Here is a 27,000-nt window from a genome sequence, read left to right as displayed (position 1 = left end):
CTCCAAGTTTGGCTTAATGCCCCCTAAAGCGCGCTCTTTTCGCACCCAAATTTATTGGGGATATGGGGTTTCCCTCGGAATTGCCGTCATCGGGACATTAATAGGTCTACTGCTAGGAGACTATTATCATCGTCAAGCGCGGGAGGAATTGACCCTCGCTCACTGGGAAGGCAAAATGCTGAATTCCTTGTTCTTAAAAAGCCGTGATTTTCAGCCAGAACGAGAATTTATCCCGGTGTTACGCCATCCCAATCGTCTCGCTCAAGCTATGGAAAATTTCGACTATCGTTCACAGTATTTAATGGATCTAATCCAAACATTACAACAACATCCTGAACTTCAAGAAAAACAACAACTACAAAGTTTCCTTCTGCTTTATCAAAATGTGGCACAAACCTATATTCACCATCAACAAAATATTTTAAATCAAATTGATCTAAACATTAACAATCGCTCAGAAGTTTTACAAACAGAAGATACCTTAACCCACTTTGCTGATAGTAGTATTGCCTTGCGTTTTTTTCGGTTTTCTGAAGAAATTCGCTTCTTTATTGAAAACTCACAAGAACATATTGAAGAGGCAGAATTAGCCTTAGAAGAAGCTAACACTTTACGCACCAAAGTTATCTTATTTAGTTTGTTCTGTTCTATTATTATTTCTGCCTTACTCGCACAATATACCAGTCGCGCTCTAGTTCGTCCCATTCAAGCCGTGAGTGATGTCGCCTATCAAGTGGCAAAAACTGGAGATGCTGAACTACGCGCCCCTGTTATGACAGAAGATGAAGTCGGGGTTTTAGCTCGTTCCCTCAATCAACTTATCCAATGGATTCAAGACTACACCCGAGATTTAAAAGAAGCCCAAGCCAAACTTATTCAAACGGAAAAAATGTCTAGCTTGGGGCAAATGGTTGCTGGAATTGCCCATGAGATTAACAACCCAGTGAACTTTATTTATGGTAACTTATCCCATATCGAAGAATACAGCGAAACCTTACTAGAACTTATTGAATTATATCAAAAAGAATACCCTAAAGTCAACCATGAATTAGCCGAACAAATAGAAGACAGCGACCTAGAATTTATGCGGGAAGATTTACCCGCTATTCTGCAATCAATGCGCATGGGATCTGAACGAATTCGGCAAATTGTTTTATCGTTGCGCAACTTCTCCCGCTTAGATGATTCAAGTAAAAAAGCCGTTAATATTCATGAGGGAATTGATAGCACATTGGTTTTACTGAATAATCGGATTAAAAAAGAAATTGAAATCATAAAAGACTACGGCAAATTGCCCGATGTTCCTTGTTATCCCGCCCAACTCAACCAAGTATTTATGAATTTATTAAGTAATGCCATTGATGCACTTTCAGAAAATAAAACTCAACCCTATAAACAGATTAAAATTCATACAGAAGCATTAGAAAACCTTGTAAAGATCACCATTGCCGATAATGGAGTAGGGATTCCAGAATCCATTCGGTCTAAACTTTTTGATCCCTTTTTTACCACCAAACCTATTGGCAAAGGAACGGGATTAGGATTAGCGATTTCTTATAAAATTATAGAAAAACACGAAGGTAAAATCAAGGTAGATTCTACCCCCGGAGAGGGAACAGCCTTTACGCTGATCTTACCCCTGAATTCCTGTAACCCATATTCCTAGGGGCAATTCATAAATTCCCTCTACCAACGATTGGATAGAAGCACATTGTCCCCACTTCCTAATCACTATTGACTCTGGCCTCTAGCATCTAGTTTTGTTCAACAAGTCCTATAGATTCAACGTGAGCTATGTTATCTAAATCTAATCATCTTTCTCGGCGCTTTGTGTTACAATTGTTAGGAGGGACAGGATTGGCGATCGCCTTTAGCAGTTGTCGCGCCCAAACCCCAAGCACAACAGCCCCCCTGCGCATTGGCTTAAATGTTGGGAATGTGCCGTGGGAGTTTGAAAACGAGGCCGGGGAATTAGTTGGTTTTGAAGTCGATATGATTCGGATTATTGCCGAACAACTCAATCGCCCCTTAGAATTTTTAGACCTACCCTTTATTGACCTTTTTCCCTCCCTACTCTCCCAACGGATTGATATTGCAATGGCCTCCATTACCATCACGGCTGAACGGAAGGAAAACTTTGATTTTGCCCAACCTTATTATGATAGTGATCAATCTTTAACAGCCAAAGCAGATAGTAATATCAACCGTTTAGAGCAGAAGTGTTGAATCGGTACTTAGTTCATAAGTACCGATTCAACACTTCTGGGAATAAGTCTGAATTCCTCGTCTTTCCCTCTCCCCTGCTCCCCTACCCCCCCGCTCCCGGTTTCCTAGCCCAGTTATTCAGGAGATCCTAAATAATTATTGCGAAATTTTGACAAATAACTCCTTTTGTGGTTCGGTAAATTTTAATGCTTAATCCTAACATAAACTAACCTTTAATTTCGGATCTTACACTATCAGTAAACTGATAATTGAGTTTTCCCATAACTGCCTTGTTTATCCCTTATTCAGCCGCCATAGATTGTTTAAAATTTAGGGAATAAATTCCTATTAACTCAGAAATCAACTCAGTTGTCAGTCCAAGGAGTGTTCCTGTGGAACGGCAACAGAAAATGAGTAATTTAGATGATGGTCGATGGCAAAGGATTAAAATACTTGCGTCGCGCTTACAGGCTATTCAAAATATTTTGAATGCCTTTAATGAGCAAGTCCATGATCAACCATTTGAGAATGATCTAGGGCAGATTAAACAGCAATTACAAGCAGAATTTGAAGCTACCTTAAAGGAGCTTTTGGATTTGATTAATGAAGACCTGAATAATAACGGTTTTCTTTAAAGAGTTGAACGTCACTTAACGGGGAAGTTTACCGATTCCCTTGGTCGAGGATGACATAGCATTGGTCAACGGCTACCCCTTGTAACATGGCTTCGACCAAAGCTAGATAACTGTCCCAATACTTTTCTAACAGCGTTTTAGCCTGTAATTTGCCCCATTGTTGCTTACTGGCTGAGACGCTTTCACCATAACCAAATAGAACTAAAGCATCGGTTATTTTTTGCCGATCATCGCCGCCCCCTTCCACATCACCATAGATTAATATTTCGGCGGTAATTCCGGCCATCCAAACAGTAATAAAGCGGTTTAATAATAACTGTTGTTCAGGATAACTAAGATTTTTTTGCTCAAAAGAGGTGGTATCAAATTGTACGCCACCGATACCGGGGAGGCCTTGTTTGAGGGCATCCCAACTATTTAGGGTGTATTGGGTGATGGGGATGCCTAAATAGTAGGCTGTGAGGAAGTGGGCGGCTTCGTGGTGAGCGATGCGTTGACGATGCTTGGGGGAAAGTCCGGCGACAGTATCTAATAAAAGGGTGGTTCCCTTACTATGTAATCCGAGGGTGTCAATGGTGGCTAATCCTAACACGCCGAGGGTTAGGATGGCGGGGACAGTGGAGGGGAGATGAATAATCGGCCCCAAAAGGATGGACAGGGTGATCCCAAAGATACCAATAGCGAGGAGATTGAGGGCTGTTTTTTGCATTGTTTACAGATCGTTCTAGACTGTATCCCAACCCTATCAAGAAAAACTGCAATATTGATGAATTATTTAACCGATGTCCAAGGGATAGAAGCGGCGATCGCACAATTTGCCCAAGGGGAGATACTGTGGCTTGATACAGAGGTAGCAGACTACAACACGAAAAAGCCCAGACTCTCTCTCATCCAAATTTCGAGTAATCCCCATGATATTACAGGGGAGACGGTGACAGTCTTGGATGTGTTAGACTGCCCCCCTCTGGTGAACTTGTTTATTGCACAGATCATGCAAAATCCGAGCATTACGAAGGTTTTCCACAATGCCGACTATGATTGTAGATTCCTAGGCAAAAAAACCGTTGAGTCGGTGATCTGTACCTTGAAGATGGCCAAAGGAATCCCCTATTATTTACTCCCTCTGACTCATTATCGTCTGGCGACCTTGACCGAATACTTTTGTCCGGCTTTTTCAGTGGACAAAACCCCCCAGGAGAGTGACTGGGGTCAGCGTCCTCTTTCAGCGAAACAACTCGACTATGCCGCGCTGGATGTGGTCTATTTAGCCCAAGTTTACCAACACTTGAAGAAACTACACCACAAAGCCCATCCTGACCCAAAAACGGAAGATATTACTGCCTTGACCTTACGGTATCGCCAAATTGAACACCAGTGGCGCAAATTGAACACGGAACAGGAACATCTGCGCGATCGCATCAAAGCCGCTATGATCAGCCAAAACCTAACGGAAATTGAGGGTTTTAAGCTGACCATCTCCCCCAGAACTACCCGAAAAATTCCCTTCTCCCAACTCGCCCAAGCTATGGAAGCATTAGAAGCGGATTGGGATTTCCCCATTACCCTCACCCAAACCATACAAAAACAAATCGGGGCAGTTATCGAGGAATTACCCATTGAAGAAGAAGTGACGCAATCTCCGCGTCTCGACGTTGGGGAACAATCTGATGAGGAAATGCCCTTTTAGAGGGTGGTCAGGAGAGTGGGAATTCCTGTCCGATGAATGACCCCACCTCTCCCCCTCTCTCCTGTTCCCTTGTTGGGTCTAGCATCTTTAGTTAATTTTTCTGTCAAATTGTCAACTCTGCCTGAAAATATGCGACCCTGAAAATAAAGTAAGGGAGGTAGATATGGAGAATTTAGCGAATCCAACCTCTAACGCTGTCGATGATCAAACCGTTGAGCAAGGGCATGAATCCAACCCTGCCCCGAGTCCCGATGCTAAGAGTTCAGATAATCGTTTTAAAAAGATTCTAGTGGCATTAGGTCGAGGCAGTTCCGACGGGATGGTTTTTGAACGGGCTTTAACCTTAGCCAAAGCAGAAGCTAGTCACTTAATGATTTTCCATTGTCTGACTGACCCGATTCCCACAACTCCCAATGTTTTAGTCGCGGGTAGTATTGGAGTGTATGGGGGCAATTATTCCCCGGAAGTGTTCCAACAATTACAAGCAGCGCGACAAGAAGAACGGGAAAAAATCAGCCACTGGTTAAAAGGTTTTTATGAACTAGCGGGTGCTGAAGGGGTGGCGGCGGAATTTGAGTATCAGGAAGGAGAACCCGGTCATAAAATTTGTCAAATGGCTGAACAGTGGCAAGCGGATTTAATTGTTATTGGTCGTCGAGGCCGTACTGGATTGTCGGAAATTTTACTGGGCAGTGTGAGTCAATATGTGATTCACCATGCGGGTTGTACGGTGATGGCTGTACAGGAAAGGCGTTCGCGTTAGTAGGGGAGCAGGGGAGCAGGGGAGCAGGGGGAGTGGATAATGATTGCCTTTTGCCTTTTGCCGACACCCTAGGGCGCAAGCATTGCGCCCCTACACCAACTCCCGATTCCCGACTCCCGATTCCCGGACTTTCTCAACCAGCCTGATTCAAACACAACTGGCGGAAATGCTCCCCCCGATGCTCGAAACTTTGGTATTGGTCAAAACTGGCACAGGCGGGGGACAGGAGGACGGTGGAAACCTTGTGAGACTGGGCGAGTTCCACACTACGACGGACGGCGCGTTCCATTGTCTCTACTTGCTCATAGTGGGTATAGCCTACCGCTTTAAGACGTTGGGCAAAGTGGGGGGATGCTTCCCCAATCAGTAAGACGGCGGCGGCCTTTTCGTGAATGCTGACTAACCAGGCGGTATCATCCCCTTGTTTGGGTTCTCCCCCAGCAATTAAAATCACGGGGGCGGGCATGGCATTTAAGCCTACTTCGGCCGCGTCGTAGTTGGTGGCTTTGCTGTCGTTAATGAAGTCAATGCCTTGATAGGTGCAGATGAACTCCAAACGGTGGGGAACGCCGGAGAAGGTGGCGATGGTGTGGGCGATCGCATCTGGAGCAATTCCCGCCACACAAGCCGCCCCAACTGCCATGAGGACGTTTTGTTTATTGTGTTCCCCAAACATTTTAAGCTCATGGATGGGGGCGATTTTCTGCCCCAAGGCAAAGATCCAGTCGTCTTGTAAGTAAACGGAACGTTCCTCTGAGGCGACGAGATGATCTTTCCCCTTAACTGTCGTCCAAAGGGCATCGGGCCAAACGTTTAAGCCCAAATTGCGCAAGTAGGGATCATCCCCGTTGAAGATTTGGCACTGGGAACGCTGCAACAGGGCGGCCTTAATTTGATAGTAATTGTCTAAGGTATAGTGACGGTTGAGGTGATCGGGGGTGAAGGTCGTCCACAAGCCAATCTGGGGGGCGAGTTCACGGGAGGATTCTATTTGATAGCTGCTAATTTCAGCAATCACCCAATCATAGGTTTGACCGGAAAGGGCGAGTTCACAGGCGGCATAGCCAATATTGCCACAGGAGGGGGCGTTGAGGTGGCCCGCTTGGAACATAGCGGCAATGAGGGCGGTGGTGGTGGTTTTGCCGTTGGTTCCGGTGATGCCCACCCAAGGACAATTTTGGAGATTGCGCCAAGCTAACTCCATTTCCCCGATGGTGTCTATGCCCCGTTGTCGGGCTTCGAGGAAAATCGGTAAATCCCAAGGCACCCCCGGACTGACCACAATTAAATCGGGGGGATGGGGGGAGTCTAGACTGAGACTGTGGCCGAGTTTAACGGTAATTCCTTCTGGTTGTAGACTGGCGGCTAGGGTTTGTAAATTGTCCGAGGAGGCGCGATCGCTTAATTCTACCATCCAGCCTTGTTTGTTCAGTAATCGTGCCGCAGCAATTCCAGAGCGTCCCAGTCCAACAACAGCAGCGTGAGGCATAGAAATGACTAAAAATATGGGGAAAAGGTGAAAAAGTAAGATGTTTTTGATCCTACTGTTTTTTGGTCAGATCGGGAAGAATCCCGGAGATTCTCCCTTAATCCGATGGTTCTTCCGTCTCCTGATGCCACTGGTGGAACTGGAGCCGTAGAGTTTTCGCCGAATGCGCGATCGCCTGACACTGTTGCCGCACATAATCTTCCCAACGGGGAGTCATCTCCAAATAAGACCACTGCCGCGACACATCCCCCAACAAATACAAACTTAACCGCAACTCCCCCAACGGACGAGTTAAGCCGCTCACATCCCGCTCCAGTCCATTGATTTCCCCCCCAGAAGAGCCTTCCGACCCCCCTAGACTATCCCCACTCATAACAGCCCCTTCCCCCCCCTCAGAGGGCTTATTCTCCAACGTTCCAGCCGCCTCCGGGGGTGGGGTGGTAGAGAGATGAGGCAGTGGGGGATTCACCTCCGCAATCCAAGGCTGAGGCAGACTGAGAGGATCCACCCCTTTTAAATACACTTGCTCTAAAAAACTTAACTTATCCAGCCAATTGGGACAGAGTTTCCATTCCCCACCGGGCTGATAGGCAATCAATTGAATTTGATGCACCTCCCGCAGCCAAATCCGTCGTCGAATCGCTTGGGGCCCCTCACCAAACAACACCCAAGCGGGATTTTCTTCATTCCCCAACATTTCCGAGGTTGCACAGTGATTAGGATAAGTTGCTAATTCTTCACACAACTGATGCCACAACTGTAAATCTTTGGGGGTAGGCTGACTCATAAAATCGTCCTCAAAACGTCATCACCGGGTAGGATCTTAAATTCCGGGTGGATCTCCCTTTCCATTTTCCGTCAAAGGGAGCGCCTTAGCCGTCAAAGGATTGTAAAAAAAAGATCCCGTTTGGGGGGGAAGGGTAGGATCTAGGGTAATTTCCACTAAACTTTTGACAACTCCCGTCATAGGAATAGCCAAAATTACCCCTAATAATCCCCCCGTTTTTGCTCCTAGCAGGAGGGCGACAAAAATAATCACCGGGGAAAGTCCGGTTAAATTCCCCATAATCCGGGGAGCCACCAAATTATCTTTCACCTGTTGCCAAGCCACCGCAATTCCTAACACTTGCAGGGCTAACCAAACATCTAAAAAAGCCACAATAATCACCACCGCACCGATGCCCAAAGTTGCCCCCACAAAGGGGATAATTTCCATAAAGCCAATGAACACCGCAAAGAAGAGGAAAAACGGCACCGCCAACAACCGGAAAGAAACCGATAGAGTAATAGCCATGAACAAACCTAGTAGTAATTGACCCGTGACAAAACGCTGTAAATTCCGCCGCAGAGATGAGGTTAATTCTTCTCGAATGATGGGGTTTAAGAGGAACGTAAAACTCCGCCAAAGTCGTTCCGCATCAATCAGCATATAAAAAGAAATCACGAGAATTAAAACAAGGTCAATTAACCAATTAAATGTTCCTAAAACTATGCCAAATCCTCTAGAGGCAATATTTTCCGCTTGAGTTTGTAGACGGTTGAAGAGTTGGGGGGCAAGAATTTGTAAATCAAGGGGGAGTTTTTTCTGCTGACTCCACTGTTGAAAATTGGTAAATTGTTCTTGTCCTTCCGCGAGAATTTCCGGTAAACGGATTAACAATTGTCGCCCTTGGTTAAAGAGAGGGGGAACAACAATCAGGGCTAAAATTGTGACCAGAAAGGCGGCGGCGAGATAAACTAAAACTGCCGCAATGGGGCGAGGAATGAGGCGCTGCATAGCCGCGACAGCATAGTTGAGAACAAAGGCAATGAGGGCAGATGTGAGGAGAATACTAATGAGTTCCCCGATGTAGCTAAGGGCGCTAATGGTAGCCCAGAGACTGACTAACAGGAGTAACCAAGTGATGAGGAATTTTTGCAAGCGAGAAATGGGTAACGTTTCGGTTTTTGGTGGTTCATTCATAGCTGAATTAGTTAAGTCGATAGTGTATTAGCACAGCATCCCCTAGGGCTAACTACAGAAGCCGAAAACTTACCCAATCTTACCTGAAACGGCTCAATTCCTCAGAAATTACCCGAGCATCGAGCAAGATTGTTCAATTCAGATTGTCCATCCCTCCGGGACGCTGCGCGAACAGGTCATTCGTGGTGCTAAGATTGGAGTGGGTTAGGCTTCTTGGAATGATGGCTCCATGTTATTAGGGTTTAAAACACAACTCAAAATCAATCCAACTCAACGGCAACAATTGGCTCGTCATGCCGGAGTCGCACGTCATGCCTACAATTGGGGGAACAGTTTGTGTTTAGGGATTTTATCCCATAATGCTCATTGTCCCCCCGAAGAAAAAATCAAATTTCCCACAGCCATTGACTTACATAAATGGTTAAATAAGCTAGTCAAGCCAGAACATCCTTGGTACTACGAAGTGTCCAAATGTGCGCCTCAGTATGCCTTAAGACATCTCGTCCAAGGGTGGCAAGACTGCTTTAAAAACAAGAAAGCCCGACCCAAATTTAAGAAAAAGAGCGCTGAAGCGCAACTACAAACCCTGTTCGTTGTTGGGCTTTAGCCCTAAATCTAGAGCGCTGAAGCGCAACTACAAACCCCGCTCGTTCGTTACTTGTCAAGATTGGTTGGATAAGCCGAGCTATGATGGGGAAAAATCGAGTCTTTCTTCAGGAATGCCAACGCGATGAAGACATTACCTCTCATTTCTGACCTTAAATTAGAGTTACCTCCATTAAATAGAATGGCGCTGGATGAGCTTTATCATTTTTTGCAATATTTACAATTCAAACATGATTTAGATTTAGAGGTAGTCTTAGAAGTTTTAGAGGATGAAATGGATGGGTTTGATGCGGAGGTGGCACAGCAGGAATCAGGAGGAATTCCCCTGGCTAAATTGAAGCAAGAGCTAGGCTTGGAATGAGCTACCAAATTGTGATTCAGCCTTCCCTGTTCTCTAGCCCCACAAGTAGAGTTATTCAGCACGCCCTAAATAAAGGGGTACAAGAAACGCGGTTTCAAGCTTGAAACCGCGTTTGTTTTTGTTGTTGGTTTAATCCCCAAAAACAACGGTTACGGTGTCTCCGTAGTCGAGTTGTAATTGACGCTGGGCGTTGCCGCCATTGATGGCTAATTCTACCCAGCCATGACTGCCAATGAGGGCGACGATTTCTCCAAGGGCGCGATCGCTATAAGTGTAACTGGTACTAATCACTTGCTTCTCTAAATGGACTGCCCAAGCCCTACCCTGCACTTGATTGGCGGGAATGTTGGTGATTAGATTGCCAAAGTAATCAATGTATTGAATACAGCCTTGAATGGTGTTAGCGGTGCCTGTGATGGGGGAAATGGGCAGGGTAATCAAACTCTGAGGATTAATGGCTGTTCCCACGTCTTTAAGGGGGATTCCACTGGCTAAATGAGCGCCGATGGGGGCGAATATATCTCGCCCGTGAAAGGTGGAACTGGGAAAAGGCGATCGCCAATAAGCGGGATTGGTCAATTCTACCGCCTCTTGAGGTTCACATAAACTGAACACGCCACTCAATAAACCGTTATCGGGGGCGACAAAGATTCCCCACTCACAGGATACCGCGACACTACGCCGCCCGCTTCCCACTCCGGGATCTACCACCGCAACATAAACGGTGTCGGGGGGGAAATAGGGCACCGCATTCATCAGACAAAAACGCCCAGCGCCAATATTTTGGGGGGGGATTTGATGGGTGATATCAATGGGAGTCAGATGGGGGTTAATTTGCGCGATCGCACCCTTCATTACCCCTACATACACATCCTGTAACCCAAAGTCACTAAGTAGGGCAATTGTTCTTATTTTGGTCATAACCCGTCCCCCGAGCCACTGAATCGATAAGTTTCTGTAACAATTGATACGGTACTACAAAAAAATGCTATCTTAAGAAATGAAAGTTCAGTGTACCAGTCGAGTTACGAGTCAGGCTAACCATGAATAAGAATCGCAAAGAAACTTTAAAAAACGCTGCTGCCAGCCACCGGGATAGTCTTCGGAAAAGCTTACAACGTCGCCTAGAAGCAGCGAGAATGTCCGGGAATGAAGATTTAGTGCAGAAACTTCAAGCAGAAGCTAATTATTTAGGGATGGACTAATCTCTTGATTCCGGGGCAGGTTTGATAGTATTTGTTCAATTTTCAACGGAGTGGGGATACCGGGTGATAACGGTATCCCCACTCTGTTCATATTAATTGTTTTAAAGTGACCCTAGTTTTTTTGAAAATATGACTTAAAGCTTGTTTAAAACTACTGAATCCGTAAACTTCAATCACTTTATCGCGCAATTTTTCCGGCTGATAAAGTAAGGGATTCTGAATATTCTGCTGGAGAATATCCAGCAAAGCTTGAGCAATTTCTTCTACACTTTCTGGGTTAACTAATACCCCTAATTCTCCATGACAAAGGGCATCAATAGCACCGTCTTGATTCCCTCCTAATGTGGGTTTGCCACAAGCTAAGGCTTCTAGATAAACTATACCAAATCCCTCCCCTAAACTGGGCATGGCAAACACATCACAGAGATTGTAATGATCACATAATTCTTCATCGGGAATAAATCCAGTGAGGGTGACACAATCTTGTAATTGTAAGGAATCAATTAACTGTTCAATGCGAGGGCGATCGCATCCTTTCCCAACAATGAGATAATGAACGTCGGGGAGGACTTGACGCAGGCGAGGCAGGGCGTGGAGAATCTTGTCATAGCCTTTGTAGGGTTGGCTACTATCGAGTCGCGCAACGGTGAGGATAATGGGTTGTTGTGAGGTGAGATAATAGCGTTGCAGGAGAAACTCGGGTTTTGGGGTAATGTGAAAGCGTGTTGCGTCAAAGGTGTTGGGGAGAAGGGCGATTTGATTGGGATTTAGCTGTTGTTCTTTTAAAAGGCGATCGCGTGTATAACCACTTACCGATACCACACAATCGGCATGGTGTAAAGCGCGCTGTAAACTAGGTTTCTCTAAATTCCACGCTTCCACCCCATGTACAACTACCCAGTAGGGAATCTTAAACCAACGCTTTAACCAATCGGCTACTACTGTAAAATTAACATGGGTAGCAATAATTAAATCAGGACGATCAATAATAGCGAGGAAGGCAATCCTTGCCGCAAATACCCATGTTCGCCAAGGTAAGGGAATCTTCCCAGTAAAGTGAAAATGGGTGTTGGGTAAAAAAGAAAATTCCGGGGAAGATTGGCGATCATGTTTGAGGATAACTTGATATTTTCCTTGGGGATGGAGTTGTTGGAGTGCCGTGAGTAAGAAGGCAGAATAGACTTGAATTCCCCCTTTAAATTCAAAGATATCAGGACACCACAGATGAAAATGCGGTTCTTTAACTGGTTTAAAATGAATGGCATTTTTCATAAAAATTAAGCATAAACTAACAAGATTTTAGAAAATCCTTTAGGTGTATTTTGTCCCGTCCTCGTTTAACGTTAAAAAATCATCATGATAAGTGATCATAATGATTTTGTATAGCTATAATTAATCGCTCACGATATAATCCCCAATTTAGTGATTCTGCTTTCTCGCGTGCGGCTTTTCCCATTTGCTTTAACTGTTCAGGATGGCGATAACACCATTCTAGTTTCTCCTGAAGGGCGTTAATATCTCGGATGGGAATAATAAATCCTTCAACCCCATCTGTAATGATATCAGAACCCCCAGAATTTGGGGTGGTAATAATGGGAATGCCGCAAGACATGGCTTCTAGGAGAACTAAAGCCAGTCCTTCAATGAGGGAGGGAAAAACAAAAACACTGGCTTGGGTGTAATATTGCGCCAGTAAACGATGGGGAATGGAGGGAATATAATGAAATAGGTTTTGATACTGATTTAACCAACTTCGAGGAAATTCATTAAAGCCAATTAGAGATAATTTTGCCTGGGGTAGATTCAGCATTTGCCAAGCTTTTAGTAAGTAATGAACGCCTTTTCTTGGTCCAACTCGTCCGACAAATAAAGCCCGAAAGATGTTATCTAATTTTGGCTGGGGGAGGAAATAATCGTGAGGAGAACCAAAGGGAAGAACTATTATTTTTGCTGAAGAAACGCCTACATCTATTAAGGATTGTTTGACAATAGTAGATGGGACAAAAATGAGATCCGCTAGGGCAATTTCTTGTTCTTTTCGGGCTAATTTTTTGGGAGGTTCTTGGAGAGATTGTAGGGCGGGGGCGAGTTCGGGAAATTGTTCGAGTTCCTGCTGTTGGAGGGTTTGGCTGTGGCGGTAGTGAACAATGGGCAGGTCATAAAAGCATTGCACCCCCCGTTTTTTGGCTTCCCAGAAGGTGCTAGCTGCCCCGTCTTCATAGGCGTAGACCCCATTTAGGTCATTTAAATGGTTTTGGGCAACTTTGCGGTCTAGAACGGCATAAACGCGGTCTGCGAGGGTTTGGGGGTTGAGTTTTAGGGGGCGGTAGAGTTGGGAACGCAGGAGGGCAATCCGTTGTAATTCGACTTGGGGGTAGGTGGTGCAGGGAAGGGTGGGGGGTAGCCAACTGCGTCGCCCTAACTCTTGGTGGAGGGGTTTTAGGAAGCGTTGGAGAAGTTGATCGAGTGGGGGGGTGGGGGCATAATTGAGACAGGTGATGACTTCTTTTAGGGCATGGGCTTCCCAAAGTGCGATCGCCGCGTTGCGAGCAAAAGGATTACCTGTGGGGTGGAGGAGGGAAATACGAGGCTGGATCATAATATTGCATCAGTTGCTGTTCACTGCGCCAGTTCTCAATCTGCTCTAACCAAGGCAACATAAAGATAAACCCAGTGTAGAACCAATAATAAACCGAAAAGGTGTGATGAAAAACCATGTGACCAATAAACAAGGCTGTATGGATTAAAGCACCAGCAAGGGCTAAATCACGCAAAAAGGGACGTTTCAGATTAAAGAATGTCCGCAATAACATAATAATAATAACCACTCGCATCCCATACCAAAAAATAAAGCCGATTGGTCCCAATTCTAGGGCAATTTTTCCCATTTCCGGTTCAACTTCAATGGGAATAGGTGCGCCCATAGGTAAGCCGAGAAGATAGCGTAAAGTAGCGGTTCCGGCATGGGTTGAACCTGTACCATATCCATCAAATTGGGTTAAAGCCATAAAATCGAAAGGCCCCGAAAATCCCAGAGAAACTCGTTCTCCTAGGTCACTGTTACTGGTGACACGGGTAGAAAAAGCATCAATTACGGGGCGGAATGCAATCAAGGCTGCACTCCCTCCTACGGCGACGAAAGGCACTAATCGACTCAGCCAAATAAGGGTTCTTTCGGGATCTTTTATAGTGCGAATAACCACAAAACCAAATAAGAAAAGAATGGCGGCAATAATCGGGGTTCGAGAACCTGTCATAAAGGCATTAATCACATTAAAAAAGAGTGCGATATAGGTAATCATGACCCAGCGAGATGTTTGGGGGTAAGAAAGCATGGCGATAAATAACCCAAAACAAGCGCTTAAATAGCCTTGATAACTGTTTAAGTAGGAAAATGTGCCTGTAATTCTAACGCGGGTTGTTCCGGCAAACCCGAAGGTAGCGACGGGTTCTTGTGTGCCGGGGATGTATTGATTAATGGGACTGTCGGCCGGACTGGCAAATTGAACGATGCCTAAAATTCCGACGGGAATAATTAAGATTAGGTGATTACGCAGAAAGATATAAAATTCTTCTTCTGAGCGAAATAAATCGGGTAACATCCAAATCATGGGGATGTAGAATAAATAGGCTTTAATGCCGAGCATTCCCACAAAAGGAGAACCTAAATAGGGATTAAAGGATTGGAATAAACACCAGCCTGATGCAACCCAAACCGCCGTATTGGTGAAGTTGATTTTAATGGGATAATGTCTTTCAGACCGGGAAAAAAAGTAATAGCGAAAGTAAGAGCCTAGTAGAACAAAATCTTTGAGAAAATAAAGGGGTTCACTAAATTGGGGAAGAAACCATTTTCTTAATGCTCCTTCAATGACTAAAATAAAAAATATGGCTTTTAGGGATCTCCGCCAATCTTGAAAAGACCAATAAAAAATACTCAGGACAATAAATGAGGCGATAATAAGTCTAGCCAAGGAATGACCTCCTGTTCCCAAAATGACATCCGAGAAAACCGAAATCTGCTCAACGTTTTTTAATTCAACCGTTTGGAATGTTGTCCCCAAGGATTGGAGGAACAAGTAAACAAAGCTGAGAAGAATTAAAACCAGTATAACAATTTTCACGGAAGGACTGTTTTCAGGAGATTAAGATAGGCTTGGGCTATGGTTTGGGGTTGATGTTTTTGTAAGTGGGGGATGGCGTTGGCTTTATAACTAGCGAGTTGCTCAGGATTTGTCAATAAATCGTAAAGAAGAGTGGTTAGTTGTTCAAGGTTTTGGTTGGGGAATGTTACCCCACAGGGGCCGATGGCTTCTGGGAGGCCTCCTCCTTGGGAGGCGACGACGACACAACCGCAGGCTATGCCTTCTAGGGCGACAATGCCGAAAGGTTCTTGCCAACGGGAGGGAATGACTAATATCTGGTGTTGGTTGAGGAGTTGGGCGATGGTGGCGGGGGGTTGAAGGCCTTTAAAATCGACTTGGGGGGTGAGGTTGTATTCTGCCACCTGTTGACGCAGCAGGGGTTCTTCTGGGCCTTCTCCAATGAGGGTAAGGTGGGGGGTGAGTCCTTGGGTTTTTAGCTGCTGGAGGGCTTTGATGAGTAGATCAACGCCTTTGTCGGAAACGAGACGACCAACAAAGATTAATTCGCGGTGGCGAGGGGTGGAGGGGTGAAGGCTAAAGATATTGTCCCAGTAGGCGTTCGGGATGACGGTGGAGGGGGACCGGAGGTGTTGGGCGATCGCCTCACTGACGGAAATATTGGTGGCAAAGCGCGTCACCGCTAGCTTTAAGGCACTGGGCAAGGTTAAAGGATGCCCCGGTTCACGATACCAAGTTTGATGACTAATGGCTAAGGGTTTGCCCATCAAGAGGGGCAACCAAACCCCTTTTAAACTGACACAAGTTTGGAAAAAAATATCACACCAGCCTGTTAATTCGCGCAATTTTTTCAGGCTGGGGTTACGCAGGACTGGAAAGGGAAAATCATCCGGTTCTCTGTGGGGAGTTTGGCAGACTACCATCACCTCCTGCCCGAGTTTTGTCCATTCCTGGGCGAGGAGATGGGTAATTATTTCCACTCCCCCCACACTGGGGTAAAAAAGCGGGGAATAGACTAAAATTTTCACGGATTATTATTCCCCACGTCCTGCTTTCTGCACTAACAAGGCGACGGCATAGGCGGCAATTCCTTCCTCTCGCCCCACAGCGTCTAACTTTTCGTGGGTGGTGGCTTTTACTCCAACTTGATCCGGATCGACCCGGAGAACTTGACTAAGGCGATCGCGCATCCTTTCAATATAGGGCTTTAACTTCGGCCGTTCCGCAATCACAACTGAATCAATATTGCCAATCTCCCACCCCTTCGACTCAATCAGTTGATACACCTGTTGCAATAAAACCAAACTATCGGCATTTTTCCACTGAGGATCAGAAGGGGGAAAATAATGACCAATATCTCCCAAAGATAAAGCCCCCAGCAAAGCATCCATAATGGCATGGGTTAAGACATCCGCATCACTATGTCCCAACAAACCCAAAGAATGGGGAATTTTCACCCCCCCTAAAATTAAATCTCGCTCCGGCGCGAGTTGGTGGATATCATAACCGTTACCAATACGAATATTCATCATTCTTTTTTAGCTTATCTTCCCTCCCTAGGCAGAAGTCCCAGTTCCTAAGACCCAAATTTTTTCTGGCAACACAGCCCTTTTTAGCTTGGTTTTCGCTTTGGGAGTTAGTGGTCAAGATATATTTATCTTATCATCGATTCGCTGTAGCTCAGTGTATTACTGGGTTGCTATCCATCCCCTCCCTGCAAGCGAGGAAGGGGAATTCCGCAACATTTTTGTTAACCAAACAATCTATGACCGCCACAACTGAACACCCCCTGCCCCAATTATTGCGCCCTTGGCACACCCAAACCATTCAGGAAACCTTAACCCACCTCCAAACCGATGCAGAACAGGGGTTAAGCCAGCAAGCCGTTGATCAACGTCTGGTTTATTATGGCAACAACGAATTGCAAGAAGGCAAGGCACGCAACCGATGGCAAATCTTGCTCGATCAGTTTAGCAATATCATGTTGCTGATGTTGATCGGGGTGGCCTTAGTCTCTGGGGGGCTAGACTTTTGGGCGTTGCAAAGTGGGGAGGTAGAGCAGGATTTCCCCTTTAAAGATACCCTGGCCATTTTGTTAATTGTCCTGCTCAACGGCATTCTGGGCTATATCCAAGAAGTGCGCGCCCAAAAAGCGATCGCCGCCCTGAAAAAATTGGCCTCTCCTCAAGTGCGGGTGTTGCGGGATGGGCAATGGCAGGAAATCCCCTCAGAACAGGTGGTGCCGGGGGATATTCTCTTAGTAGAGGCGGGGGTGCAGTTGGCGGCCGATGGGCAGTTAATCGAGACGGCAAATTTACAGATTCGGGAGGGGGCCTTAACGGGGGAAGCGGAAGCGGTGAAAAAGCGAGTCTCTGCCCCCCTAGAACTCGATACCCCCTTAGGCGATCGCCTGAACATGGTTTTTGCGGGAACAGAAGTCCTCCAAGGCCGCGCCAAACTGGTGGTAACAGCCACAGGCATGATCACCGAATTGGGCAAAATTGCCGCCTTGCTTCAGTCCGTAGAAGATGAACCGACCCCCCTGCAAAAACGGATGACCCAGTTGGGCAATGTTTTAGTCACCGGATCTCTAATTTTAGTCGCTCTTGTCATTGCCGTTGGGCTGATACAAGCGGGCAATTTAGACCGGATGCGGGAATTAGTAGAAGTCTCCCTCAGTATGGCCGTGGCCGTCGTGCCGGAGGGCTTGCCTGCCGTGATTACGGTGACATTGGCCTTAGGCACCCAACGCCTTGTCAAACGCCAGGCCCTAATCCGCAAATTGCCTGCCGTGGAAACCTTGGGCAGTGTGAACACCATTTGCTCCGACAAAACCGGAACCTTAACCCAGAATAAAATGGTCGTGCAGGAAGTCCAGACTCAAAGCGGGGAATTTCGGGTCACGGGAGAAGGCTATAGTCCAGTGGGGGACTTTTGGGCTGGGGAGGAGGCCATCACCACCTCAGACTATCCCGAATTGCAAGCGCTATTAGTGGCGGTGGTCTTGTGCAACGATGGGGTTTTACAGGGAGATCCCACCGAGGCGGCCGGGTGGTCGATTTTAGGGGATCCCACCGAGGGGGCTTTACTCACCCTAGGGGCAAAAGCCGGACTCTATCAGGAGTTGCTAGATGAACAGTTTATCCGGGTGGGAGAATTGCCCTTTTCCTCGGAACGGAAACGAATGACCGTATTTTGTGAACATCGCCACTATGACGAGGCCACCTCCCTCTTTAGTAAAGGCTCCCCGGAATTAATCCTAGCCCGTTGTGGGGCTTATCAGTTGGGCAACGACACCCACCCCCTCACCCCCGAACAACGCCACGCTATCCTGAATGTGAACAACCAAATGGCCGCCCGGGGGTTACGGGTCTTAGGGGTGGCTTACAAAGCCCCAGAAAGCCCTCGGTCAAGCGAAACTGAGGAGGATGTAGAACAGGAGATGATTTGGTTAGGGCTAGTGGGTATGATGGACGCGGCTAGACCAGAAGCCAAGGACGCGGTACAACGTTCTAAAGCGGCGGGAATCCGCACGGTGATGATTACAGGCGACCATCAACTCACAGCACAGGCGATCGCGCAACAGTTAGGCATTGCCCAAGAAAAGAGTCGCACCCTCACCGGACAGGAACTTGAAAAACTCTCCCAACTGGATCTAGAATTAGCCGTCGATGAGGTCGCCGTTTATGCCCGTGTCACCCCAGAACACAAACTGCGCATCGTCCAAGCCCTCCAGAAACGCGGAAAATTCGTCGCCATGACCGGAGATGGGGTCAACGATGCCCCCGCCCTCAAACAGGCTGACATCGGCATTGCTATGGGCATCACCGGAACCGATGTCAGCCGAGAAGCCAGTGATATGATCCTACTCGATGATAACTTTGCCACCATTGTGGCCGCCGCCGAAGAAGGACGAGTCATCTACACCAACATCCGCCGTTTTATTAAATACATCCTCGGCAGCAATGTAGGGGAAGTGATTACCATTGCCTCCGCCCCCATCATCGGCCTCGGTGGGGTACCCTTGACCCCCCTACAAATCCTCTGGATGAACCTTGTCACCGATGGTTTACCCGCCTTAGCCCTCGCCCTAGAACCCGCCGATCCCGATGTGATGAAACGCCCTCCTTTTAGTCCCAATGAGAGCATTTTTGCCCGAGGTTTAGGGTCTTATATTGTGCGCATTGGGCTAATTTTTGCCCTCTTTTCCATTACCTTAATGGTGGGAGCTTATACTTTTGAACAGGGAACAGATCACAGTGAAAACTGGAAAACTATGGTCTTTACCACCCTTTGTTTAGCCCAAATGGGACACGCCATCGCCGCCCGTTCGTTTAATCGTTTAACCATTGAGATAAACCCCTTTTCTAATCCGGCGCTACTCTGGGCTATTTTGGGGACAACAGCCTTACAATTCATGTTAATTTATGTGCCGTTCCTGCGGAATTTTTTCGGTACCCAGATTTTATCAGCAGAGGAGTTATTAATTTGTATTGGGTTTAGTAGTTTAATGTTTGTTTGGGTGGAGGGAGAAAAGTTATTTATCCGTTGGTTTGGTAAAGGGGTTAATTTAGAGAGTTGATCCTCCCACCGTGAAAAACCCGGGGTTTTAATACCCATTTAATTTGAGGGGTAGGCCAACGGGGGAGGTTAGGGGAACAGGGAATCAGGGGAACTTAGGCTTTGGACTCACTAACTTTTGTGTCCTCGATTTTTCCCCAAGCTTGTTAAGCAATTTTAAGTTTTATGGAGTTTAGGCCAGAGCCAGAGCAAACTTGATAAAGTCAAGAAGGGAGTTTGGTGTCGAGCAAAACGCTAAATTGATACTATGGTTAGTCAAAACTCATTTAGTCATCCGATAGATAACCTTGTAGGTATTTGAATTATCACGTTCAGAAAAACGCCTTTATGATGAAGTCACCACCTACATCAACCGTTATTTAGGTCGAACCCAAGGTAAGAAGAAGGGATCTGTGGCTTTAGCGAGAACCGTGTTACAACGTCGGTTAGCCAGTAGTTTAAATGCTATTTACTCGTCATTAAAGAAACGGGAGAAGTGTTTTGCCGATTTATTAGAGGAATTAGGGGATCTTTCCCCTTCTGAACAACATCAACGGTTAATGAACTTATTATAAAGAAAAACTGGAAGAAGCCAGTCATGGAGATGCGGAATTTGTCTCGCCGGGGCATCCTTTATTTGGAGCGGTTGCAGAACGATTAGACCGCCAATTAGTACAAACGGTGGGGTACCAATCAGCGTTATTTTTAGATGCGGATGCGATTTCGCCTTATCGGATTCACTTTTTTGAGGTACAGGTAGCAGGACAGGATATTAAGGGTAATCCTGTTATTTTACGGGCGAAAATGGTAGCAATTCGGGAAAAAGAAGCAGGGAATTATCAATTTATTTCAACGGACTGTTTGCATGATTTTACGCCACTGGAATTAGGAATTGGGAATCGGGAATTAGGAATTGGGGGTAATTCATCTCTAAATCCCAATTCCAAACTCCTAACTCCTAATTCCTGCCAACCTCCTACCCCAGAGGAACAGCAAGCCTTAGAGAAATGGTTAAAAGTGAAAACACAAATGAAATTAATGCAGGAGGAACGGGAAAAACGGGAACGGGAGTTACATATTCGGCAAGATTATCTGACAAAAGCGATGGAAGCAGCGATTTCTGACGCTAAACAGGCTTATATTACGTTATCAGGTAAAGTGGCCAAAGGAGATGACACTTACCGAGTGGCAAGGGATAATGCCCAGAATAAGGTGAGAACCTTAACCGAACGCTATCAAAATAAGCAAAATGAACTAAATTACCTGCAATTAGTACGTCCGGGGCGGTTAGTGTATTTAGGGACAGCCTTAGTCATTCCTCCGACTGAACCCATCTCATCGGGAATGCGAAATGATCCTGAAGTGGAAGCGATCGCAATGGAATTTGTGATGAACTATGAGAGAGAACGGGGATGGACCCCTGAAGATATTTCTCAGCGTAATGATGGTAGTGGGTTTGATATTCGCAGTGAGGGACAAACTGACGAAATTACGGGAAATTTACCGATTCGACGCATTGAGGTTAAAGGACGGGCTGGCATGAATCAGGATGTGTCACTAACGTCTAATGAGTGGCGTAGGGCGCAACAATTAGGGGATACCTATTGGTTGTATGTGGTGTGGAATTGTCAGGGTGAACAACCCCAGTTATTAACGATTCAAAATCCAGCTTTAGTATTAGCAGGTGAGGTTAAGGAAATTAAACAAGTGACAAGGTATATCGTTGGGGCTGAAGCTTTAGCTAAAATAGAGGCTAGGGAGTCCGCCGCGAGGCACAAAGCAATCTAGGGATTAGTAAATTTCTAATAAGTTCTTATTTTTTCAAATTTGCTGATTTCTATTCCCAATAATCTAATTAAACAAGGAGAAACCCCCAATGAACACTCAATTAGTTGAGACTTTAGCCCAAATCATTAATGCTTTAACTCCTGAGGAAAAGACACTTTTAGAAGAAAAAACAACCTCTAATAAAAATCAAGAAGCTTATCAAAAGATGGTAGAAGTTCGAGAGAAGATTTTTGCCCGACGAGGAGGTAAACCCTTTGATCCTCCTCTAAATGAATATATTACACAGACAAGGGATGAAAGAACCGCCCAACAAGATGAATTAATTCGTAGTTGTTTTGAGAAGGAGAAAGCTAATGACTAAGAATACAGTCTGTCTTGATGCTAATTTACATCAAGAAGCGTTAAAATTTGCTAGTTTATATAATCTTTCGGCAACTTATGATGCTCATTATTTAGCTTTAGCCCAACGGTTATAAGTAGAGTTATGGACAGCAGATAAACGCTTATTTAATGCGGTTTCTCAATCTTTATCATGGTTAAAATTAATTGAGGTAAATTAATGATGAATACAAAATTAGTAGAATCTTTAGCACAAGTGGTTCAATCTTTAACCCCCGAAGAAAGGGAATTATTTAATCAAAAAGTAATGTCTCTTGATGAAATAGAAGAACGTCCTTTTTATGAAACAGCAACCACAGAAGAATGGATAAAAGCATTTCGAGAATGGGCTGAAAGTCATCGTTCTAAAAATAGTCCTATGCTATCTGATGAAGCAATTAGTCGAGAAAGTATGTATGGAGATAGAGGTTAATGTTATTTTTAGTGGATACTAACATTCTTTTACGGAGTGCTGATTCTGACCATCCTATGTATGAGGATGCGATTAACTCAGTTTCAATTTTAAAAAGACAGAAAAATCAATTATATATTATGCCTCAAAACTTAATTGAGTTTTGGAATGTGTGTACTCGACCTAAAGAGAAAAATGGGTTAGGTTATTCAATTTCTGAAACACAAGAGGAAATTAAGAAAGTAAAAGCTTTTTTCATTTTATTATCAGACCATCCTAATATTTATTCTGAATGGGAAAGATTGGTTCGCACTTATCAAGTCAAGGGGGTCAATGTTCATGATGCTCGTTTAGTAGCGGCTATGTTGGTACATAATTTAACTCATATTTTAACTTTTAATTCCGATGATTTTAGTCGTTTTTCTGAGATAATAGTAGTTAATCCTAAAGCAGAAGTGTTGAATCGGTACTTATGAACTAAGTACAAATGGACACACTAACCCTGTTAAGGGGTAAATTTAACCAGGTGGCACTAGCTCTCTAAACCAGTGTACATAGCTAATTTTTTGACACATAAACGCCTGTAAATATCGCAATTTATCCAATAAAGATTTACCGAACTCTGTCGGTATCTTGAGCATATTTAGAAGTAAATAGGCAATCAGACAACTATAAATCTGGATTTCAATTCCGTTGATATTTTTAGGGATGAGGCGATCTAATTTGAGGTGCATCTTTAAAAATGTCCAAAGCAACTCAATTGACCAACGCAAACGATAAAACTCGGCAATTTCTTCTGAGCTAACTCCTCCTTCTCCCGTCTCGGGTAAGTTCGTTACTAATCGAAACTCAGTCTTTTTCTCTAAGTCGCTAAAACTCACGACTCTAGCTTCAATTTGTTCGCGACCTTGGCCTAGTAAACAATTGCCATTATCAGTGTTCGCAGCCCTTTACACTGATGAGGATAGGTCAACATTAGTTGCCACGTTGCTAAGGTCACGCGGACTGGATGTCACGACCGTTCCTGAACAATCAGCACTTGGTAAAACTGACAGCGAACAACTGGAATTTGCAATTTCTATGGAAAGATGCTTCCTGACACATAATCGTGTTGATTTTGAGCGATTACATCTCCAGTATGTGGAGGAGAGTAAACAACACTTCGGGATTATCATTGTTCCCCAGAAAAATGCTTATGAGGTTGCACAGAGGATTGGCATTTTAGTAAGTACGCTTACAACTGATGAAATTAGAAACCAGTTGTTGTACGCATAAGTCTTTCATAAAGTCATGTTGTCTAGTCCTGGCCGAAGTTGTACAGGCTAATAAATAGTTAGCTGGCTCCAGTTTTTGGTTCGGGACGTACAGAAAGGCTATCTGTTGCCATTTGGGTGTGCTGGTTCTTGCCGTTCTGGTATAACTGAGGTATAACCAAGGAGTAAAACTTTCAGCTAAGGTCACTATGAAAACTGCAATTTCGCTTCCAGATTCAGTTTTTGAGCAGGCAGAAGCACTCGCTCAACGGTTAGGGTTGTCGCGCAGTGAGCTTTATACAAAAGCGTTACAGGTATATCTGGAAAGATACAACCGTGATCAAATCTTGCTCAAGTTAAACCAAGTTTACGCTAGAGAGTCCTCCGAACTTGATCCAGTGATGGCAAAGATGCAGTTTATGTCTTTGCCTTGCGAGGATTGGTAATGTATCGAGGAGAAATTTGGTGGGCGAACCTACCCGCTCCAGTCGCCTCAGAACCTGGATATCGTCGCCCCGTCTTGGTGATTCAGGATGATGCTTTTACCCAAAGCCGAATTAGCACGGTTATCGTCGTTATCATCACCTCAAATATTCAGTTAGCGGAAGCACCGGGCAATGTACTGTTGCCGCGTGAAATGTCGGGTTTGTCGAGAGACTCCGTTGTAAATGTCTCTCAAATTTTCACGATCGATAAGACTTTTTTGGTTGAGCGTATTGGTTCACTACCAGACTACTTGCAGGAGGAGATAGATGAGGGCTTACGAACAGTTTTGTATCTGTAGCAGCACCAGCTAACAAGTCGATGGAGCGGCGAATATCAGTTTCTTGCTTCGTTTCAGTATGGCTCATCACCACTCATCTTGGTCGTTAAATTTTATCAAGCTGGGAATGTGATGTTTTTGGAGACAATGCCTATTTTTTAACAACATTGGCAGGATCAGGGAAGTCTACCCACTTTCCAAGAGCGCGATCGCGCTATGCTTAATCTGCCTGAGAGCCGCGATAATGGATAGAATGGGTATAAAGTTTTGGGTGAAGGGGCAATGACTGAGTTGCTGGAGCGGGCGATGCAGATCCTGCGGGCGAAGCTCTACGATATTAAACTTCAGGAACGGCAGGAGGAGGTGACTTCGTTGCGGCGATCGCAGGTGGGGACGGGGGCGCGATCGGAGAAGATCCGCACCTACAATTACAAGGACAATCGCATCACCGATCACCGTTTAGGGCAAAATTTCACGCTGGCAAATATCCTCGATGGGGATATTGATCAGGTGATGGAGGCTTGTATCTCTCAGGATCAGCAGGAGCGGCTGGAGCAGTTGGCGAATGCAACGGAGTAGAAAGTGAGAAGTAGGGTGTACCTACCTTTGTGTTTTTAGTCAAAATCGATGCCCAGGAAAATTCGAGAGTTGAAAGCCCAGGTTGCGCGTGAAGGATTTGTTTACTTGCCCAAGCGTGGCAAAGGTAGCCATGAACGTTGGCGACATCCTTTGATTGGAAAAACACTGACTATTCCAGGCAAGGATGGAGATGATGTGCCACTCTACCTAGAAAAACAACTAGAAAAGTTACTGACTGCACTGAAAGAGTTAAGAGAGGAGGATGATTCATGAATCGATACAGCATGATTGTTCAGTGGTCTGATGAAGATCAGCTTTTTTTGGTCACAATTCCAGAATTTGCTGATCTTGTTGTGATGCCTTGCACTCACGGAAAAACTCGTGAAGAAGCAATTCATAACGGTGAAGAAGTCATAGAAATGTACTTAGAAGCTTGGCAGGCAGAAGGTGAAATGATTCCCGAAGCCAGAACAGTCCAAGTTGCTTGACACGCAAGGATTCGAGCTAGTCGTCGGGGTTATCATTGTTTTTAATACAATCTAGACTATCTGGACTAGAGAGCGATCCATGTTACTGCAAAACCTCAAGGAAGAAGCGGTCAAGTTATCACCGAGCGATCGACTTGCGTTGGTCAGTGGCATCATTGAGTCGTTGCAGAATACCCCAAGTCCAAAGCCTGATCGTTCTGGTGCCATTCAACGGATGCGCGGCTTACTCAAAACAGACCAGCCTGCACCCACTGACCAAGAAGTAGCTGCGATGCGAGAAGAGCATCGGGTGGAGAAAGACCTTCAGTGAGAGTTTTCATCGATACTGGAAGATACACGCGCAGTATTGAGCAAACTTGGGCAATTGAGGCACTTCTATGAGAGGACTTGCGCTAAAATACGACGAAAACAGGTGTTATTCCGTATGTGCGGGATAATCCCATAATATCGGAGTTAGACCGCCAGTGCTTGACAACACCCTCCAGGGGTGAGTTATCCTGCAATTGCGGTCTAATAAATAGTTATGCCGCTCAGTCCTCAGTGGGGACGGCAGCCGAAAGATTATCTGTTCCTGAACTAAAACAAAACAATGTGAGGTCATTGATAAAGAAGCATTTTGAGTTTTTTGATGAGACGATCACCAAGATGATATGAGTGGGCATACTAAAATAGTGCGGTTTTACCAGCGGCTTTTCAAGGTTAATTAGGTATATGCGAAAGCTAGTTTTCTCAGATACAGAAACGTTTTACCGTGAGTTAAAAACAGCCTTGGAGCAAGGTGAGCAAGTTGAGGTTATTACCGATTAAAAACGGTATTCAGACCTTCCAGAGAAGTTGAAAACAATTTTTGAGTTACATAAGAATAAATCAGGTGAATGGGTCAATGTAGCTACAGGCGCGTTCATTCCCTTGTCCGCTTCGGCCACTACAATAAATTACTCTGTCTTCTATATTTTTGCGGGTGCAGGTGTGGGTGCGCTTTTTGGAGCCATAGTTGGTGGCCCCGTTGGAGCAGCAGTTGGCGGTGGTATTGGAGCCATAGTTGGAACTGTTGCTGTAGCGACATCAAGCGGGAAGCACCACGTAGACATAGAAATTGACGCTAGTGGTAAACTCCGGCTTAAGATTAATCCAATTCGTTAATGACGCGGCATAACAACCCTGCTGCACCGGAGCAATTTTAAGTTTTTGTCATGATACAAAGGGTATCTGCGCCCGGTGAGCAGGAACGTTAGCCTGCGGTTCTTTGATGTGCAATCAATCAAGAGGTCTTTATATGCGAGGCACAGTTCTTAGTTTTTCGATTCAATCAAATCAGGGATTCATTTCAGGAGACGACGGAAAACGATACAACTTTCTTGGTTCAGACTGGAATTTGAGCAACACCCCTACTCAGGGAGTCAGAGTAGATTTTGATGTAGACGGCAATCATGCTATTTCGATTTATGAAGATCCCAATGCAGCAGTTGCAACGCAAACTACAAAGTCTCGAACGACAACAGGTATCCTGGCTTTACTGCTAGGTGGCTTGGGAATACATTTTTTCTACCTTGGAACCTGGGGATGGGGACTAGTTAGTGTGCTATTTTGTTGGACTTACATTCCTGCAATTGCTGGGTTGATTCTGGGCATTCGCTATCTTTCAATGACAGATCAGGCATTTGAGAGAAAAATCAAAAAGATGCAGGGGGCTTTTGGTATCATAGAACTCTAGTGGCATGAGTATGGTATCCATACTCTTTGGTTTAGACTTGGCTTAGGG

32 protein-coding genes and 3 pseudogenes are annotated in these 27,000 nt (G+C 45.2%); 24 read left to right on the top strand and 11 right to left on the bottom strand.

The genetic code is table 11. The features are described 5' to 3' along the window. Positions 1-16 precede the first annotated feature (16 nt). The 3 genes from SPI9445_RS31425 to SPI9445_RS0114575 all read left to right on the top strand — a co-directional run bounded on the left by SPI9445_RS31425 (position 17) and on the right by SPI9445_RS0114575 (position 2,840). Complete coding sequence (locus SPI9445_RS31425) at positions 17-1,666, top strand: sensor histidine kinase (RefSeq protein WP_017305502.1); 1,650 nt, start codon at positions 17-19, stop codon at positions 1,664-1,666. A 128-nt stretch (positions 1,667-1,794) separates the two neighbouring features. After that, positions 1,795-2,226: an ABC transporter substrate-binding protein gene (locus SPI9445_RS25695; protein WP_017305501.1), complete on the top strand. Its 432-nt coding sequence runs from the start codon at positions 1,795-1,797 to the stop codon at positions 2,224-2,226. Between the two features lie 371 nt (positions 2,227-2,597). Beyond that, complete coding sequence (locus SPI9445_RS0114575; RefSeq protein WP_017305500.1) at positions 2,598-2,840, top strand: hypothetical protein; 243 nt, start codon at positions 2,598-2,600, stop codon at positions 2,838-2,840. A 28-nt stretch (positions 2,841-2,868) separates the two neighbouring features. Here SPI9445_RS0114575 and SPI9445_RS0114570 read toward each other — a convergent pair whose 3' ends face one another. After that, the gene (locus SPI9445_RS0114570) at positions 2,869-3,549 is read right to left on the bottom strand and encodes a hypothetical protein (RefSeq protein WP_017305499.1); all 681 of its coding nucleotides are present in this window, start codon (positions 3,547-3,549) and stop codon (positions 2,869-2,871) included. 57 nt (positions 3,550-3,606) lie between these two features. Between SPI9445_RS0114570 and SPI9445_RS0114565 the strand changes: the two genes are divergently transcribed. Next, a complete protein-coding gene (locus SPI9445_RS0114565; RefSeq protein ID WP_017305498.1) occupies positions 3,607-4,527 on the top strand; it encodes a ribonuclease D in 921 nt (306 codons plus the stop codon). Positions 4,528-4,690: 163 nt separating this feature from the next. After that, complete coding sequence (locus SPI9445_RS25690) at positions 4,691-5,290, top strand: universal stress protein (RefSeq protein ID WP_017305497.1); 600 nt, start codon at positions 4,691-4,693, stop codon at positions 5,288-5,290. A 133-nt stretch (positions 5,291-5,423) separates the two neighbouring features. Here SPI9445_RS25690 and murD read toward each other — a convergent pair whose 3' ends face one another. From murD to SPI9445_RS0114545, 3 genes are all read right to left on the bottom strand, one after another. After that, on the bottom strand, positions 5,424-6,779 hold the full coding sequence (gene murD, locus SPI9445_RS0114555; protein WP_026079802.1) for a UDP-N-acetylmuramoyl-L-alanine--D-glutamate ligase: 1,356 nt from the start codon (positions 6,777-6,779) through the stop codon (positions 5,424-5,426). Between the two features lie 97 nt (positions 6,780-6,876). Continuing rightward, positions 6,877-7,566: a hypothetical protein gene (locus tag SPI9445_RS0114550; RefSeq protein WP_017305495.1), complete on the bottom strand. Its 690-nt coding sequence runs from the start codon at positions 7,564-7,566 to the stop codon at positions 6,877-6,879. 36 nt (positions 7,567-7,602) lie between these two features. Then, on the bottom strand, positions 7,603-8,742 hold the full coding sequence (locus SPI9445_RS0114545; protein ID WP_017305494.1) for an AI-2E family transporter: 1,140 nt from the start codon (positions 8,740-8,742) through the stop codon (positions 7,603-7,605). A gap of 229 nt (positions 8,743-8,971) precedes the next feature. On the opposite strand from SPI9445_RS0114545, the pseudogene SPI9445_RS0114540 reads away from it, so the two are divergent. Together SPI9445_RS0114540 and SPI9445_RS0114535 are read left to right on the top strand one after the other, a co-directional pair. Next, a pseudogene (locus SPI9445_RS0114540) lies at positions 8,972-9,304 on the top strand (helix-turn-helix domain-containing protein); the annotation flags it as partial. A 168-nt stretch (positions 9,305-9,472) separates the two neighbouring features. Continuing rightward, positions 9,473-9,709 (top strand): hypothetical protein, encoded by a 237-nt coding sequence (locus SPI9445_RS0114535; RefSeq protein ID WP_017305492.1) that lies wholly within the window; start codon positions 9,473-9,475, stop codon positions 9,707-9,709. A gap of 129 nt (positions 9,710-9,838) precedes the next feature. On the opposite strand, the gene SPI9445_RS0114530 is transcribed toward SPI9445_RS0114535, so the two are convergent. After that, positions 9,839-10,630, bottom strand: a complete 792-nt coding sequence (locus SPI9445_RS0114530; protein ID WP_017305491.1) for an SAM hydrolase/SAM-dependent halogenase family protein — start codon at positions 10,628-10,630, stop codon at positions 9,839-9,841. A gap of 122 nt (positions 10,631-10,752) precedes the next feature. Between SPI9445_RS0114530 and pirA the strand changes: the two genes are divergently transcribed. Further along, complete coding sequence (pirA, locus tag SPI9445_RS30630) at positions 10,753-10,914, top strand: arginine synthesis PII-interacting regulator PirA (RefSeq protein ID WP_017305490.1); 162 nt, start codon at positions 10,753-10,755, stop codon at positions 10,912-10,914. 87 nt (positions 10,915-11,001) lie between these two features. On the opposite strand, the gene SPI9445_RS0114520 is transcribed toward pirA, so the two are convergent. The 5 genes from SPI9445_RS0114520 to ispF form a co-directional block, all read right to left on the bottom strand. Then, positions 11,002-12,186 carry a glycosyltransferase gene (locus SPI9445_RS0114520; RefSeq protein WP_017305489.1) on the bottom strand — a complete coding sequence of 395 codons (1,185 nt, stop codon included), beginning with the start codon at positions 12,184-12,186 and terminating at the stop codon, positions 11,002-11,004. A gap of 82 nt (positions 12,187-12,268) precedes the next feature. Further along, the gene (locus tag SPI9445_RS0114515; protein WP_017305488.1) at positions 12,269-13,513 is read right to left on the bottom strand and encodes a glycosyltransferase family 4 protein; all 1,245 of its coding nucleotides are present in this window, start codon (positions 13,511-13,513) and stop codon (positions 12,269-12,271) included. Further along, complete coding sequence (locus SPI9445_RS0114510) at positions 13,473-15,038, bottom strand: O-antigen ligase family protein (RefSeq protein WP_017305487.1); 1,566 nt, start codon at positions 15,036-15,038, stop codon at positions 13,473-13,475. Before SPI9445_RS0114510 ends, SPI9445_RS0114515 begins: the two co-directional genes overlap by 41 nt. Next, the gene (locus SPI9445_RS0114505; RefSeq protein WP_017305486.1) at positions 15,035-16,045 is read right to left on the bottom strand and encodes a glycosyltransferase family 4 protein; all 1,011 of its coding nucleotides are present in this window, start codon (positions 16,043-16,045) and stop codon (positions 15,035-15,037) included. The genes SPI9445_RS0114510 and SPI9445_RS0114505 overlap by 4 nt, the downstream gene beginning before the upstream one ends. 6 nt (positions 16,046-16,051) lie before the next feature. After that, entirely contained in the window at positions 16,052-16,546 is a 495-nt protein-coding gene (ispF, locus tag SPI9445_RS0114500) for a 2-C-methyl-D-erythritol 2,4-cyclodiphosphate synthase (protein WP_017305485.1), read from the bottom strand. 236 nt (positions 16,547-16,782) lie between these two features. On the opposite strand from ispF, the gene SPI9445_RS0114495 reads away from it, so the two are divergent. The 7 genes from SPI9445_RS0114495 (at position 16,783) to SPI9445_RS0114465 (ending at position 22,631) form a co-directional block, all read left to right on the top strand. Then, on the top strand, positions 16,783-19,599 hold the full coding sequence (locus SPI9445_RS0114495) for a cation-translocating P-type ATPase (RefSeq protein WP_017305484.1): 2,817 nt from the start codon (positions 16,783-16,785) through the stop codon (positions 19,597-19,599). 391 nt (positions 19,600-19,990) lie between these two features. After that, complete coding sequence (locus SPI9445_RS30625; protein ID WP_017305483.1) at positions 19,991-20,152, top strand: hypothetical protein; 162 nt, start codon at positions 19,991-19,993, stop codon at positions 20,150-20,152. A gap of 106 nt (positions 20,153-20,258) precedes the next feature. Continuing rightward, on the top strand, positions 20,259-21,365 hold the full coding sequence (locus tag SPI9445_RS0114485; RefSeq protein ID WP_017305482.1) for a protein NO VEIN domain-containing protein: 1,107 nt from the start codon (positions 20,259-20,261) through the stop codon (positions 21,363-21,365). Positions 21,366-21,453: 88 nt separating this feature from the next. Then, entirely contained in the window at positions 21,454-21,726 is a 273-nt protein-coding gene (locus tag SPI9445_RS0114480; protein ID WP_017305481.1) for a hypothetical protein, read from the top strand. Beyond that, positions 21,719-21,841, top strand: coding sequence for a PIN domain-containing protein (locus SPI9445_RS31675; RefSeq protein WP_017305480.1), 123 nt, complete (start codon positions 21,719-21,721; stop codon positions 21,839-21,841). Before SPI9445_RS0114480 ends, SPI9445_RS31675 begins: the two co-directional genes overlap by 8 nt. 86 nt (positions 21,842-21,927) lie before the next feature. Continuing rightward, a complete protein-coding gene (locus SPI9445_RS0114470) occupies positions 21,928-22,176 on the top strand; it encodes a hypothetical protein (protein WP_017305479.1) in 249 nt (82 codons plus the stop codon). Further along, positions 22,176-22,631 (top strand): type II toxin-antitoxin system VapC family toxin, encoded by a 456-nt coding sequence (locus SPI9445_RS0114465; protein ID WP_017305478.1) that lies wholly within the window; start codon positions 22,176-22,178, stop codon positions 22,629-22,631. Before SPI9445_RS0114470 ends, SPI9445_RS0114465 begins: the two co-directional genes overlap by 1 nt. Positions 22,632-22,673: 42 nt before the next feature. Here SPI9445_RS0114465 and SPI9445_RS0114460 read toward each other — a convergent pair. Next, a pseudogene (locus SPI9445_RS0114460) lies at positions 22,674-23,087 on the bottom strand (transposase); the annotation flags it as partial. On the opposite strand from SPI9445_RS0114460, the gene SPI9445_RS0114455 reads away from it, so the two are divergent. From SPI9445_RS0114455 to SPI9445_RS25675, 9 genes and pseudogenes are all read left to right on the top strand, one after another. Further along, positions 23,080-23,430 carry a DUF5615 family PIN-like protein gene (locus SPI9445_RS0114455; protein ID WP_033374002.1) on the top strand — a complete coding sequence of 117 codons (351 nt, stop codon included), beginning with the start codon at positions 23,080-23,082 and terminating at the stop codon, positions 23,428-23,430. The pseudogene SPI9445_RS0114460 and the gene SPI9445_RS0114455 overlap by 8 nt on opposite strands. 187 nt (positions 23,431-23,617) lie before the next feature. Further along, the gene (locus SPI9445_RS0114450) at positions 23,618-23,854 is read left to right on the top strand and encodes a hypothetical protein (RefSeq protein ID WP_017305475.1); all 237 of its coding nucleotides are present in this window, start codon (positions 23,618-23,620) and stop codon (positions 23,852-23,854) included. Further along, a complete protein-coding gene (locus SPI9445_RS0114445; protein WP_017305474.1) occupies positions 23,854-24,192 on the top strand; it encodes a type II toxin-antitoxin system PemK/MazF family toxin in 339 nt (112 codons plus the stop codon). The genes SPI9445_RS0114450 and SPI9445_RS0114445 overlap by 1 nt, the downstream gene beginning before the upstream one ends. A gap of 276 nt (positions 24,193-24,468) precedes the next feature. Further along, positions 24,469-24,750 (top strand): annotated as a pseudogene (locus SPI9445_RS0114440) (peptide chain release factor-like protein); the annotation flags it as partial. 48 nt (positions 24,751-24,798) lie between these two features. After that, the gene (locus tag SPI9445_RS0114435) at positions 24,799-25,023 is read left to right on the top strand and encodes a type II toxin-antitoxin system HicA family toxin (protein WP_017305472.1); all 225 of its coding nucleotides are present in this window, start codon (positions 24,799-24,801) and stop codon (positions 25,021-25,023) included. Continuing rightward, positions 25,020-25,238 carry a type II toxin-antitoxin system HicB family antitoxin gene (locus SPI9445_RS0114430; protein ID WP_017305471.1) on the top strand — a complete coding sequence of 73 codons (219 nt, stop codon included), beginning with the start codon at positions 25,020-25,022 and terminating at the stop codon, positions 25,236-25,238. Before SPI9445_RS0114435 ends, SPI9445_RS0114430 begins: the two co-directional genes overlap by 4 nt. 79 nt (positions 25,239-25,317) lie before the next feature. Further along, a complete protein-coding gene (locus tag SPI9445_RS0114425; protein WP_017305470.1) occupies positions 25,318-25,548 on the top strand; it encodes a hypothetical protein in 231 nt (76 codons plus the stop codon). A gap of 524 nt (positions 25,549-26,072) precedes the next feature. After that, on the top strand, positions 26,073-26,381 hold the full coding sequence (locus tag SPI9445_RS27030) for a hypothetical protein (protein WP_017305469.1): 309 nt from the start codon (positions 26,073-26,075) through the stop codon (positions 26,379-26,381). A gap of 133 nt (positions 26,382-26,514) precedes the next feature. Next, positions 26,515-26,952, top strand: coding sequence for a TM2 domain-containing protein (locus tag SPI9445_RS25675; RefSeq protein ID WP_017305468.1), 438 nt, complete (start codon positions 26,515-26,517; stop codon positions 26,950-26,952). The last annotated feature ends 48 nt before the right edge of the window (positions 26,953-27,000 follow it).

This window comes from Spirulina subsalsa PCC 9445 (assembly GCF_000314005.1).
Lineage (GTDB): Bacteria > Cyanobacteriota > Cyanobacteriia > Cyanobacteriales > Spirulinaceae > Spirulina_A > Spirulina_A subsalsa.
This window is presented reverse-complemented; position numbering and strand designations above follow the sequence as displayed.